Here is a 12,381-nt window from a genome sequence, read left to right as displayed (position 1 = left end):
ACACCTCACTCGTATTGGTATTTGTTCAGGGCGCCGGTCAGTTGCACTGCCAGCTCACTCAGATAGCGCGACAGTTCGCTGTTTTCGCTGACCAGGTGTTCGTTGGCATCGGCCAGTTGCGCCACCTGCTCGATGTCGCGCGCGATGTTCTGCCCGGCCTCGCTCTGCTCCCGGCTGGCGGCCGCGATGTCGCGGATCAGGTCGAGCGTGCGCTGGGCGTTTTCCTCGACCCGGCGCAGATCGCCGACCGCCTCGCCGGCGTCGGCCAGGCTGAGCCCCGCCTCCTGGTTGGTCTGGGTCATCGCCGCGATCATGCCGGCGACTTCGCCGCGCACGCCCTCGATCCGCTCGCCGATGTCGCGCGTCGCGCCGCTCGTCCGCTCGGCCAGCTTGCGCACCTCATCGGCCACCACCGCGAAACCGCGTCCCTGCTCGCCGGCCCGCGCCGCCTCGATGGCAGCATTCAAGGCCAGCAGATTGGTCTGGGCGGCGATTTCCGAAATCAGCCCGACGATGGCGTCGATTTCCCGCGAGCGTTCTCCCAGCCGGGCGGCGCTCAGCGCCGTCCGGTCCACCGTCGCCGCCAGGTTATGCAGGCTGCCGGCCAGCCCGTCGACCCGCTCTGCGCCGGCCAGCGCCATCTGCCGCGAGGCTTCTGCGACCTCGGTGGCCCCCTGGGCGCTGTCGCTGGTCACCCCGAGGCTGACCGTCAGTTCCTCCAGCGTCGCCGACGACGAGAAAGTGATGTCGCGCTGGCGGCGCACGCCGGCATCGCCGCCGCTGGCGTTCTGTTTGCTCTCGCCGGCGACGCTGGAAATTTCCTGCGACATGCGGGCAAAGGTCAAAAACACGCCGGCCAGCGAGCGCGCCATGCCGTTCAGGCGTTCGGCCAGCGGCCCCAGCACGCCGCAGCGCCGGCCGTCCAGGCGGGCTACCAGCCTGCCCCCGGCCAGTTCAAGCGCGAATCGGTCGATCAGTGCCAGCCCTTGCTCCAGGCTCAGCAACATCCGGATGGCGATCACCGCCGACCCCGCCAGTCCAAGGCAGCCCAGCCATCCGACATAACTTGGCCAAGTGCCGCCAAAGCTGAGAGCGATGGCGGCACCGCCGAGGGCGGCCAGCAGCCAGGATAGAAATTGGGGCAGGCGCAGTTTGGCGCGGGCAGGTGGCGCCTCCACGGAATCACTCTCTGTCATGGGATTCTCACGCTTTATTTGAATATTGTTGCAACGCAATATGCAAGACTCTTGCCACGCCAGCACGGAGACATATTTCAATTCAAGATCAATGGTTTAATCGGCAACACCGGTCGCTCAAGCCAGCCATAGCGCCAAAACGGGGCACACCCCGGCAAGCCCGAAGTGGAGCCGCACCGGTCTGGTGCCCGAGAACCGCCCGCGACCGCGGCCGGAACAGCGCAGTGCAACAATCCGGCCATCTTCGGGCGCCCCGACGGCTATAATCCCGCCTTTGCAATGCACTGGAATTAGCCTCATGGAAGCAGAACAACTCAACAGCATCTCCAACAAGCTCGAGGACATCGCGCAGCGCGCGGCCGAGCTGCGGAGGTATCTTTGACTACGATCAGAAACGCGAACGCCTGACCCTCCTCAACCTGGAGATGGAAGACCCGAAGATCTGGGACGACGCCAAGCGTGCCCAGGAACTCGGGCGCGAGAAGAAATCGCTGGAAGACATCGTGCTGGTGCTCGAAGAAGTCGCCGCCGGCCTCGATGACGGCCGCGAGCTGTTCGCCATGGGCAAAGAAGAAAACGACGAGGACACCCTGCTCTCGGTCCAGGCCGACAACGCCAAGCTGGAAGCGAAGATCGCCGCCCTCGAATTCCGCCGCATGTTCAACAACCCGTCCGACCCGATGCCCTGCTTCCTGGAAATCCAGGCCGGCGCCGGCGGCACCGAAGCCCAAGACTGGGCATCGATGCTGTTGCGCATGTACCTGAAGTATGGCGAAAAGAAGGGTTTCACGGTCGAGGTCATGGAAGAGTCGGAAGGCGATGTCGCGGGTCTGAAGAGCGCCACCGTAAAGTTCACCGGCGATTACGCCTACGGCACGCTGCGCACGGAGACCGGCATCCACCGGCTGGTCCGCAAGTCGCCGTTCGATTCGAACGCCCGCCGCCATACCAGCTTCACCTCGGTCTTCGTGTTCCCGGAAGTCGATGACTCGATCGAGATCAACATCAACCCGGCCGACGTGCGTACCGACACCTACCGCGCTTCCGGCGCCGGCGGTCAGCACATCAACAAGACCGACTCGGCGGTGCGTCTGACCCACACCCCGACCGGCATCGTCGTCCAGTGCCAGAACGACCGTTCGCAGCACCGCAACCGCGACGAAGCCTGGCAGATGCTGCGCGCCCGCATCTACGAGTTCGAACTGCGCAAGCAGCAGGCCGAGCAGCAGAAGCTGGAAGACGCCAAGTCCGACATCGGCTGGGGCCACCAGATCCGTTCTTACGTGCTCGACCAGTCGCGCATCAAGGATCTGCGGACCAACCACGAAACCGGCAACACCCAGGCCGTACTCGACGGCGACCTCGATCCCTTCATCGAGGCCAGCCTGAAACAGGGCGTCTAGGCGTGGCTCGCCTCCTGGCGTGGCTGGCCGGCACGCTGTTGGTGCTCGGGCTGGCCGCCGGGGGCTTTTTCTGGCGGCGCTCGACAGCCAGCCGCTGGTCAGCCGCAGCGCGACTATCTCACCAAGCTCGGTGGCCCAGGCCCGCTGGCTGCTGCAAACCAACGACCCGCGCCGGCTGCGTTCCGGCGAAGCCCGCCGGACAGCCATTCCCGCCGCCCTGATCGACGACGGGATCAATTACCTGGCAACCCGCTTTCTGCGCGGGCGTGGCGCATTGATACTGACCGAAGATGTCGCCGAAATTCACCTGACGCTGCGCGTCGCCCTACTGCCCGGCGAACACTTCCTGAACATCCGCGCTGCGGTGCAGGAAAGCGCAGGCCAGCCCCGCATCGCCAGCGCACGCATCGGGCGCCTGCCGGTTCCCGCCCGGCTGGTCGAACCGGCCCTCGAAGCCGGCATCCGGCTGGCCGGCTACGACCGGGAATGGCAACTGGGCCGGCAGGCCATTCAGGAACTGCGCTTCGAACCGGATCGCCAGCGGGTCGTCGTCGCCTATCACTGGGAACCCGCGCTGCTCGAGCACGCCCGCTCGCTTGCCGTCTCCCCTGGCGAACTGGTGCACCTGCGTGCCGCCCACGAAAAGCTGGCCACCCTCGTTGCGGCCCAGCCCTCCGGTAGCCGGCTGCCGCTGACCGCCCTGCTTGGCCCACTGCTGGCCAGCGACGGCAACGACCTGCTCGCCAACCGGCGGGCAGCCATCTTCGTTCTTGCCGCCTATCTGTCGGAGCGAAAGCTCGCTTCCTTCATCCCCGAAGCCGCCAGTTGGCCCAAGGCCCGCCAGACCCTGCCGACCCTGCTCGGCCGCGTCGACTCCGCCCAGCACTTCGTCATTTCGGCCGCCCTCGCGGCCTGGGCCGGCGAGCCGATCGCCGATGCCATTGGCGTCTACAAGGAACTGATCGATGCCCGCCACGGCAGCGGCTTCTCGTTCGCCGACCTGGCGGCCGATCGTGCCGGCACCGCCTTCGGCGAATTGCTGATCAAGCAGCCAGCACGAGTCGACCGGCTTCTGCAAACGCAGTTCGCCGACGCCGATCTGCTACCGGCGCTGACCGACTTTCCGGAAGCGATTGGCGAACGCGATTTCCGGCACCGTTTCGGCGGCCCTGGCAGCCCTGCCTATCAACAGCTCGCCAGTGAAATCGAGCGCCGACTGTTCGCTCTGCCGCTCTACCAGGGCCTCGGAAAATCCTGACCATGCTCGATCGTCTCTTCGACGCCCTGCCGGCCCTGTCCGCCCCGGAACAATTCACCGAACTACTGGCCCGGCCGGGCCTGCGCATCGAACGCATCGTTTCGAGCGGCCAGGCCAGCCCGCCCGGTTTCTGGTACGACCAGCCTGACGGCGAGTGGGTGCTCGTCGTCCAGGGCGAAGCCAGCCTGCGTTTTGCCGACGAGGACCAGCCCCGGCAACTGAAAGCCGGCGACTTCATCGACATCGCAGCCCATCGCCGGCATCGCGTCGAATGGACGACTCCGGAACAACAGACGATCTGGCTGGCCATTCATTACGCTGCTGGCTGACGCAGCACGCTTTCCCTGAACGCCCAAATCGGCGAAAATTCAGGGTTCTACGCGGTCGACCGCAGCAAACCTCATTTCCCAAGGATTTTTCATGTCCAACGCCGAACAGCAACCCCCGGTCCAGCAAGACGAAAACCAGCTCATTGCCGAGCGCCGTGCCAAGCTCACCGAATGGCGCAAGACCGGAAAAGCCTTCCCGAACGACTTCCAGCGCGAGAACACCGCGGCCAAGCTGCATGAGGGCTACGGCGAGAAAACCGCCGAGGAACTCGAAGGCATGCCGCTCGAAGTCAAGGTTGCCGGGCGCATGATGTTGAAGCGCGTCATGGGCAAGGCGTCGTTTGCAACGCTGCAGGATCTGTCCGGCCGCATCCAGATTTACGTCGCCCGCGACAAGGTCGGCGAAGACGTCTATGCCGCCTTCAAGGGCTGGGACCTCGGCGATATCGTCGGCGTCGTCGGCACCCTGATGAAGACCAAGACCGGCGAACTCTCCATCCAGGCCGCCGAGATCCGCCTGCTGACCAAATCGCTGCGCCCGCTGCCCGACAAGTTCCACGGCCTGGCCGACCAGGAAATGAAGTACCGTCAGCGCTATGTCGATCTGATCATGAACGAGGAAACCCGCTTCACCTTCCTCGCCCGCAGCCGCATCGTCGCCTCGATCCGCAACTACATGTCCGGCCACGGCTTCCTCGAAGTCGAAACGCCGATGATGCACCCGATCCCGGGCGGCGCCTCGGCCAAGCCTTTCGTCACCCATCACAACGCGCTCGACATGCAGCAGTTCCTGCGCATCGCCCCCGAGCTCTACCTGAAGCGCCTGGTGGTCGGCGGTTTCGAGAAGGTTTTCGAAATCAACCGCAACTTCCGCAACGAAGGCCTCTCGCCCCGCCACAACCCTGAATTCACGATGATGGAATTCTACGAGGCGTACGCAAACTACCAGACGCTGATGAACTTCACCGAAGGCCTGCTCCGCCACGCCGCCCGCGAGGCGCTGGGCAAGGAAGTATTCAGCTACCAGGGCCGCGAACTCGACCTTTCCAAGCCTTTCCACCGCCTGACCATGGTCCAGGCTGTGCTCAAGCATTGCCCGCAATACAACGAAATCCAGCTCAACAATGCCGACTGGCTGCGCGAGCAACTGGCCGCCCGCAAGGTCGAAATGCGTGGCACGCCCGGTCTGGGCAGCCTGCAACTGCTGTTCTTCGAAGAAACCGCCGAAGCCCTGCTCTGGGAACCGACCTTCATCATCGATTACCCGGTCGAAGTCTCGCCGCTGGCCCGCGCCTCGGATGCCAATCCGGAGATTACCGAGCGCTTCGAGCTGTTCATTGTCGGGCGCGAGATCGCCAATGGCTTCTCCGAACTCAACGATGCCGAGGATCAGGCGGCGCGCTTTGCCGAGCAGGCCAAGGCCAAGGATGCCGGGGATGAGGAGGCGATGTATTACGACGCCGACTTCATCCGGGCGCTGGAGTATGGGCTGCCACCGACCGGCGGGTGTGGCATCGGGATCGACCGGCTGATCATGCTGCTGACCGATGCCGCAGCGATCCGCGACGTAATTCTCTTCCCCCAAATGCGTCCCGAATAAACGTGGCTGCGCTTGGCGATACTGCGTTGCAAGCGACCTTGCATAGCGCTGCTATGCGGCGGGCGCTTGCGCCTTGTGTTCGGCTTCGCCGAATTCTTCGCTACGCTCAGAACCGCCACTACGTGGCGTCCTGCGCCCTGCGGGCTGGTCTCGCCGGCGCTCGCTCACGTTTCGCATTTCAGTGAACGAAAACCAAGGACTTGAAGCCGCCGCCCGGGCGGCTTTGGCGACTCACCATAGCCGCGCCCTCGTTTTTGAGCACGAAGGCCGGCGCTATGTCGTCAAGAAGCTGGCTGAGAAGCCGCGCAAGCTGCTGCAGACTCTGTTCATGCGCTGGCTGGTCAAGCGGATTACCGGGCAGCCCTTGCCGATGCGCACCCTGGCCCTTTCCGAGGCGGCCGGGAGCATGGATTTCGAAGCCAATCGATTGAAGGCGCTGGCTGCGGCCGGGGTTCGCGTGCCGCGCGTGGCGCTGGTGACGCCGGAGTTCTTCGTGCTCGATTATTGCGGCACCGTCGTCGCCACGCTGCTGGAAGACTGGAGCGCGGCAACCTGGCGGGCCGAATTGCCACGGCTGGCGGGCGAACTCGGTGAGTTTCACCGGGCCGGCCACTGGCATGGCGGCGCGCAGATCAAGAACATCACGCAGGCCGACGGTCTCAATTACCGCATCGACTTCGAAGAAAACTTCGGCGAATTCCTGCCGCTCGCTGTCGCCCAGACTGCCGACCTCGTGCTGTTCCTGAATTCCATCTCGCTGGCCGGGCCGATTGTCGAAAGCGAGGCGCGCCAGCTGTTGCCAACATTGCTCGACCACTACTTTGTCGCCAACCCGGACCCAGAAATCAAGCGGGTCATCCGGCGCGCCCTGCCGTTGCTCGGCCGGCTGGCCGGTTTCGCCGCGCTCTTTCAGCGCTGGTCGAAAAAAGGCATTCGCCGCATCGTCATCCTGGTCGATATGCTGAAGACGGTGCAGTCGCCAGCCTGCTGATGGAAAGACTGGAGCCGGCCCGCCTTGAATTTGCAACGATAGGCACCCCATACTCGGCTGCCTATGACGACGTTTATCACTCGGCCTACGGCGGTCCAGATCAGGCGCGTTATGTATTTCTCGGCGGCAACGAGTTGCCGCAACGCTGGCAGGGCAAGGACCGCTTCGTCATTCTCGAGACCGGCTTCGGGCTCGGCCTGAATTTCCTCGCAACCTGGCAAGCCTGGCGTGAAGATCCGCAACACTGCCAGCGCCTGCATTTCGTCTCCATCGAGAAACACCCGTTCACCGCCGCCGATCTCGCCACCGCCCAGCAGGCCTGGCCCGAATTCGCCACGCTGGCTGCCGAATTGCAGTCGCATTGGCCGGTGCTGACCCCGGGCATGCACCGCCTCTACTTGAATGGCGGCCAGGTCATCCTGACCCTGGTTTTCGGCGATGCTGCCAACCGCCTGCGCACACTCGACGCCGCCGTCGATGCCTTCTTTCTCGACGGTTTCTCGCCGGCCAAAAATCCTGAGCTGTGGTCGCCCTACTTCTGCAAGGGCCTGACCCGACTCGCAGCATCGGGCGCCACCCTGGCCACCTGGACGGCGGCCGGCCATGTCCGCGCGGCGCTGACAGTAGCCGAGTTCGCTGTCGCAAAGCGGCCGGGCTTTGCCGGCAAGCGCCACATGCTGGTCGGCCGCCTGCGCTCACGGCGACCGGATCGCCACCCGGTGCCGGGCGAGCGGCGAGCCATTGTCATCGGCGCCGGCATCGCCGGCAGCACGACCGCCCATGCGCTGGCCGCCGCCGGTTGGCACGTTACCGTGCTGGAGCAGGCCGCCGAGCCGGGCCAGGGCGCTTCCAGCAATCTGGCCGGCATGCTGCGTCCGATGCCCAGCGCCGACGACAACCGCCTGTCGCGCCTGACTCGTGCCGGCTTCCTCGCCACCCGCGCCCTGCTCGCCCGACTGCCGGCCGCACGCTGGTCGGCCTGCGGTGTGCTGCATTTGGCCCGCGAAGCGGAACATGAGGCGCAGCAACGGCGTGCCGTCCACCAACTGGGCTTCCCGCCGGAACTGCTGCAATTTGTCGACCGAGATGAAGCCAGCCGCCGCCTGGGCCAGATGGTAGCCATCGGCGGCTGGTGGTTCCCGAGCGGCGGCTGGGTCCAACCACCCTCAGTCTGCCAGGCAGCACTGGCCGCCTTCCCCGAGCGCATCGCCATCCACTTCAATACGATGGTCGACCGTCTGGATAAGACCGCAGGCGGCTGGCAGGCGCTCGACGCCAAGGGCAGGGTCCTGGCCGAAGCGCCGGTCCTGGTCATGGCCAGCGGCGCCAACGCGCCACGCTTCGAACAATTCGCCTGGCTGCCGCAGCGGGCGGCCCGCGGCCAGGTCAGCCATCTGCCGGCCGACAACGCCGCGCCGCTGGCGACGGTGCTTTTCCAGATCGGCTACGCCATGCCGGAAATCGACGGCGTCCAGCTGATCGGCGCCTCGCTCGCCTACGACGATGAGGAGGCAAGCGAGCGCGCCGTCGACCACGCCGACAACCTGGCCCGCCTGCGCCTGACCCTGCCCGGTTTTGCTGCCGGCAGCGATCCGGCGACCCTGCACGGCCGGGTCGGCTTCCGGCCGATGTCGCCGGACCGCCTGCCGATGGTCGGCCCGGTGCCGGAACCCGTGCCGGCGGGCAGCAACAGCCGCCTCCATGCCCTGCCCCGCCAGCCTGGCCTGTGGTGCGTGCAGGGGTTCGGTGCCCGCGGCATCGTCTGGTCGGCCCTGATGGCCGACCTGCTGGTCTCGCAACTGGAAGGCGAACCGCTACCGCTGGAAAACGATCTGATCGACGCACTCGACCCGGGTCGTTTCCTGCTCAGAATCGCCCGTCAGCCCTTGGCGCCAGCCGACGAAGCGTAGGCGACAACCCTCTCCAACGCCGCCTAGGCCATGCCAGCGGGCTGCCGCCCTGCTAAACTCCAGTCTTTCACTCCACAAAAGAAGAGAGAGACACGCATGAAGATCGAAACCCTTGCCGTCCATGGCGGCTACTCGCCCGACCCGACCACCAAGGCAGTCGCGGTGCCGATTTACCAGACGACCTCCTACGCCTTCGACAGCACCCAGCACGGCGCCGACCTGTTCGACCTGAAGGTTGCCGGCAATATCTACACGCGGATCATGAATCCGACCCAGGACGTGCTGGAAAAGCGCGTTGCCGCGATGGAAGGTGGCATCGCCGCGCTGGCCATGGCCTCCGGAATGGCGGCCATCACCGCTTCGATCCAGACCATCGCCGAAGCCGGCGACAACATCGTCACCTCCAGCACGTTGTACGGCGGGACCTACAACCTGTTCGCCCACACCCTGCCGCAATATGGCATCGACGTCCGCTTCGCCGACTACCGCGATCCGGAAGCCTTCGAAAAGCTGATCGACGCCAAGACCAAGGCCGTCTTCTGCGAATCGGTCGGCAATCCGCTGGGCAACATCACCGACTTCGAAAAGCTAGCTGAAATCGCCCACAAGCACGGCGTGCCAGTCATCGTCGACAACACCGTGCCCTCGCCCTACCTGTGCCGCCCGTTCGAACACGGCGCCGACATCGTGGTACATGCCCTGACCAAGTATCTGGGCGGCCACGGCAACTCGATCGGCGGCATCATCGTCGATAGCGGCAAGTTTCCGTGGGCCGAGCACAAGCAGAAGTTCAAACGTCTCAACGAGCCAGATGTTTCCTATCACGGCGTGGTCTATACCGAAGCCCTCGGCCCCGCCGCCTACATCGGCCGCGCCCGCGTCGTGCCGCTGCGCAACATGGGCGCCGCAATCAGCCCGTTCAACGCTTTCCTGATCCTGCAGGGCATCGAAACCCTGGCCTTGCGCATGGACCGGATCTGCGAGAATTCGTTGAAGATCGCCCAATTCCTGAAGAGCCATCCCAAGGTCAGCTGGGTCAACTACGCCGGCCTGCCCGAGCACAAGGACCACGCACTGGTCCAGAAGTACATGGGAGGCCGCGCTTCGGGCATCCTCAACTTCGGCGTCAAGGGCGGCCGCGACGGCGGTGGCAAGTTCCAGGATGCCCTGCAACTGGTCACCCGCTTGGTCAATATTGGCGACTGCAAAACCCTGGCCTGCCACCCGGCGTCGACCACGCACCGTCAGCTGTCGCCGGAAGAGCTGAGCAAGGCTGGCGTCTCCGAAGACATGATCCGCCTGTCGGTCGGCATCGAGCACATCGATGACCTGATCGCCGATCTGGATCAGGCCCTGAACGCCGCCTGATCGACCACAGCACCAAAACAACCCGGCCGCGGCCGGGTTGTTTCGTTTACCCGGTGTCAGGCGTCGGCCGCCGGGTCCTCGGCAGGAAGCACCGGTTGTGGCCGACTCATCGCATACAGCACGCCAGCACAGCAACCGAAGAAGGCGACGATGGCGAGCAGACTGGGCGTCCAGGTGTCAGCCAAGCCGCGTTCCTGCCACAACCAAAAGAAGCCGACCAGCGCAGGCAGCATCATCAGCGCACAGAAGATGGCAGTCGCCAGGGCGATTTTCTGCCCGATGTGACGCGGTTTTTTCATTCAACTTCCTCGACTTTCAACCAGATGGAGCGACTGTCCCGAGCATCGCCGGTCGACAGTACCATGGCACCGCCCTGGTTGCCGCTGGCCTGACGGCCGCTGCCGCCGAGTTCGATCCATTCGCCCAGCCGCCCGGAGACGGTGGTCGACACGCGTTGCGTATCGATGGCGCCCCGCCCGTAGGCCTCCATGCTGCTGGCCTGCTGGCTGATCTCCAGGGTCACCCGTTCGCCGTTGAGCCGCGGCAAGGCATAAAAGCCGCGACCGACATCCTGGTAAACCACCGTTTCATTGACGACGGCACCGCTCGGGCCGATCACCACCTGACGCATTGGAAGCGGCAGCGATCGCCCGACCTGGATGAAGGCCTGGCCCCCCTCGACCGTCTGCACCATCTGCCCGGCATTCTCGCTGCGCAGGCTCCTGGTGTCCCAGACCCCGGCATCGACATTGGCCCGCCGCGTGCTGCCGAGCACGACCTGGCCGCTGGCCTCGGCCCCGCGAGCACTGTTCTCCGCTTCGCGATTCTGGCTGACCCGGATGATCAGGCGGCGCGTCGGCGTATCGATCGCGGCCAGTGCCCGCTTGATGTCGGCACGGTTTCTCGGTGACGCCCGCAGAAAGAGTTGGTTGTTCATGCCGGTCAGCGTGCCGCCGGGTTCGACCAGCGGCAACAGGGTCGGCAATACCTGCTCGACGGTCTTGCTCTTCAGTTCGATGATTTCCATCTGCTGAGCGCCGACCAGCCCCGCCCAGACAACGATAACGGCAGTCAGCAGGACGTGCAGAGCAGTTTTCATCGGCGACTCCTCAGGGTGCGACGATATGCGGCAGGGCGAGATATTCCCGCGAGTTCATTTCCGTTAGACGACTGACCGTGCGCTTGAATTCACTGGCCTGGGTCCCCTCGGTGTAAAGCTCGTCGGCAGCACAGTCGGCGGTGGCGATCAGCTTGACCTTGTTGTCGTAAAAAACGTCCACCAGCCAAGTGAAACGCCGGGCTTCGGAAGCCTGATGCGCCGTCATCTTCGGGATGTGGGAGAGCAGGACCGTGTGGTAGCCGCGCGAGATTTCCAGGTAGTCGTTCTGCGACCGCGGCCCACCGCACAGGGTACGAAAATCGAACCAGATGACGCCATGGCCCCGACGCACGGTGTCGATGCTGCGGCCAAGGACCTCGATATGTCCGCCCTTCTTGCCCTCCTCGCCGGCCACCATGCGGAAGTAGTCGAGCATCTTCTTCTCGGCCGCGGCGTCGGCCGGGTAATGAAAGATTTCGACCTGTTCCAAGGCGCGCAGGCGGTAGTCCACGCCGGCATCGACCTCGAAGACATCAAGATGTTTTTGCAACAGGGCGATGGTCGGCAGGAAGCTTTCGCGATGCAATCCATTCGGATAAAGCTTCTCCGGGGGGTAATTCGAGGTCATCACGATGATGACGCCCTGGGCAAACAGCCCATCCATCAGCCGGCCGAGAATCATCGCATCGGCGATGTCGGAAACGTGGAACTCGTCAAAGCAGAGCAGGCGGACTTCGCGGGCGATCTGCTCGGCGAGCTTGAGCATCGGGTCCGCCTCGCCCTTGTATTTTTCCAGGTCACGGTGAATCTGCTGCATGAAGGAATGGAAGTGCAGGCGCTTCTTTCGGCGGTAGGGAACCGAGTCGTAGAAGCAATCCATCAGGAAGCTCTTCCCACGCCCGACCCCGCCCCAGAAGTACACGCCTTTCGGCGGCTTGGGCGGCGCCAGCAGGCGTTTGAAGGTGCTGCCGCGATCGACCTTGAAATAAAGCAGATTGGTATAGAGCGCCTGCAAGGCCGTCGCGGCAGTCATCTGGGCAGCATCGGCGAGATAACCGCGGGCATCGAGCAGGTTTTTATAGGCGTCGAGCATGCCCTGCGCGGCGACGTTAAGTTTTTTATGGGGCATTGTTGCGGGGTTCTGCGTTGGGGAAAGTCGTATTCTCGCAAATAAAAAAGGCGGGTGCGTAACCGCAACCCGCCTTTTGCGCAGAGCGCTGCTGACTA

11 protein-coding genes are annotated in these 12,381 nt (G+C 64.4%); 7 read left to right on the top strand and 4 right to left on the bottom strand.

The annotated features are described in order from the left end of the window. Positions 1-5 precede the first annotated feature (5 nt). Positions 6-1,196: a methyl-accepting chemotaxis protein gene (locus NQE15_RS11000; protein ID WP_265949732.1), complete on the bottom strand. Its 1,191-nt coding sequence runs from the start codon at positions 1,194-1,196 to the stop codon at positions 6-8. A gap of 298 nt (positions 1,197-1,494) precedes the next feature. Here NQE15_RS11000 and prfB point away from each other — a divergent pair. The 7 genes from prfB to NQE15_RS10965 all read left to right on the top strand — a co-directional run bounded on the left by prfB (position 1,495) and on the right by NQE15_RS10965 (position 10,055). Beyond that, a protein-coding gene (prfB, locus tag NQE15_RS10995) for a peptide chain release factor 2 (RefSeq protein ID WP_265949730.1) occupies positions 1,495-2,599 on the top strand; the annotation gives its coding sequence in 2 pieces (ribosomal slippage) (positions 1,495-1,575 and positions 1,577-2,599; 1,104 coding nt in all). A 19-nt stretch (positions 2,600-2,618) separates the two neighbouring features. Beyond that, positions 2,619-3,857, top strand: a complete 1,239-nt coding sequence (locus tag NQE15_RS10990) for a hypothetical protein (protein WP_265949727.1) — start codon at positions 2,619-2,621, stop codon at positions 3,855-3,857. Between the two features lie 2 nt (positions 3,858-3,859). Next, on the top strand, positions 3,860-4,186 hold the full coding sequence (locus NQE15_RS10985; protein WP_265949725.1) for a cupin domain-containing protein: 327 nt from the start codon (positions 3,860-3,862) through the stop codon (positions 4,184-4,186). Between the two features lie 91 nt (positions 4,187-4,277). After that, complete coding sequence (gene lysS / locus NQE15_RS10980) at positions 4,278-5,786, top strand: lysine--tRNA ligase (protein WP_265949723.1); 1,509 nt, start codon at positions 4,278-4,280, stop codon at positions 5,784-5,786. Between the two features lie 181 nt (positions 5,787-5,967). Continuing rightward, on the top strand, positions 5,968-6,777 hold the full coding sequence (locus NQE15_RS10975) for a hypothetical protein (RefSeq protein WP_265949720.1): 810 nt from the start codon (positions 5,968-5,970) through the stop codon (positions 6,775-6,777). Next, positions 6,777-8,687, top strand: coding sequence for a bifunctional tRNA (5-methylaminomethyl-2-thiouridine)(34)-methyltransferase MnmD/FAD-dependent 5-carboxymethylaminomethyl-2-thiouridine(34) oxidoreductase MnmC (mnmC, locus tag NQE15_RS10970; protein WP_265949718.1), 1,911 nt, complete (start codon positions 6,777-6,779; stop codon positions 8,685-8,687). The genes NQE15_RS10975 and mnmC overlap by 1 nt, the downstream gene beginning before the upstream one ends. Before the next feature lie 96 nt (positions 8,688-8,783). Continuing rightward, a complete protein-coding gene (locus NQE15_RS10965; protein WP_265949715.1) occupies positions 8,784-10,055 on the top strand; it encodes a bifunctional O-acetylhomoserine aminocarboxypropyltransferase/cysteine synthase in 1,272 nt (423 codons plus the stop codon). Between the two features lie 56 nt (positions 10,056-10,111). Here NQE15_RS10965 and NQE15_RS10960 read toward each other — a convergent pair whose 3' ends face one another. The 3 genes from NQE15_RS10960 to zapE are packed head-to-tail and all read right to left on the bottom strand — an operon-like array spanning position 10,112 to position 12,283. Next, a complete protein-coding gene (locus NQE15_RS10960) occupies positions 10,112-10,354 on the bottom strand; it encodes a hypothetical protein (RefSeq protein ID WP_265949713.1) in 243 nt (80 codons plus the stop codon). Then, positions 10,351-11,154 (bottom strand): hypothetical protein, encoded by an 804-nt coding sequence (locus tag NQE15_RS10955; protein WP_265949711.1) that lies wholly within the window; start codon positions 11,152-11,154, stop codon positions 10,351-10,353. The genes NQE15_RS10960 and NQE15_RS10955 overlap by 4 nt, the downstream gene beginning before the upstream one ends. Positions 11,155-11,164: 10 nt before the next feature. Then, positions 11,165-12,283: a cell division protein ZapE gene (zapE, locus tag NQE15_RS10950; protein ID WP_265949709.1), complete on the bottom strand. Its 1,119-nt coding sequence runs from the start codon at positions 12,281-12,283 to the stop codon at positions 11,165-11,167. Positions 12,284-12,381: the final 98 nt, after the last annotated feature.

The organism is Dechloromonas sp. A34 (genome assembly GCF_026261605.1).
GTDB lineage: Bacteria > Pseudomonadota > Gammaproteobacteria > Burkholderiales > Rhodocyclaceae > Azonexus.
The sequence above is the reverse complement of the archived record's forward strand: the minus strand, read 5'-3'. Positions and strand labels throughout refer to the sequence as shown.

Excerpts from the sequence above, each read along its gene's own strand:
- lysS (WP_265949723.1), top strand. The coding sequence starts at position 4,278 with ATGTCCAACGCCGAACAGCAACCCCCGGTCCAGCAAGACGAAAACCAG.
- NQE15_RS10960 (WP_265949713.1), bottom strand. The coding sequence starts at position 10,354 with ATGAAAAAACCGCGTCACATCGGGCAGAAAATCGCCCTGGCGACTGCC.
- zapE (WP_265949709.1), bottom strand. The coding sequence starts at position 12,283 with ATGCCCCATAAAAAACTTAACGTCGCCGCGCAGGGCATGCTCGACGCC.
- NQE15_RS10965 (WP_265949715.1), top strand. The coding sequence starts at position 8,784 with ATGAAGATCGAAACCCTTGCCGTCCATGGCGGCTACTCGCCCGACCCG.
- NQE15_RS10985 (WP_265949725.1), top strand. The coding sequence starts at position 3,860 with ATGCTCGATCGTCTCTTCGACGCCCTGCCGGCCCTGTCCGCCCCGGAA.
- mnmC (WP_265949718.1), top strand. The coding sequence starts at position 6,777 with ATGGAAAGACTGGAGCCGGCCCGCCTTGAATTTGCAACGATAGGCACC.
- NQE15_RS11000 (WP_265949732.1), bottom strand. The coding sequence starts at position 1,196 with ATGACAGAGAGTGATTCCGTGGAGGCGCCACCTGCCCGCGCCAAACTG.
- NQE15_RS10955 (WP_265949711.1), bottom strand. The coding sequence starts at position 11,154 with ATGAAAACTGCTCTGCACGTCCTGCTGACTGCCGTTATCGTTGTCTGG.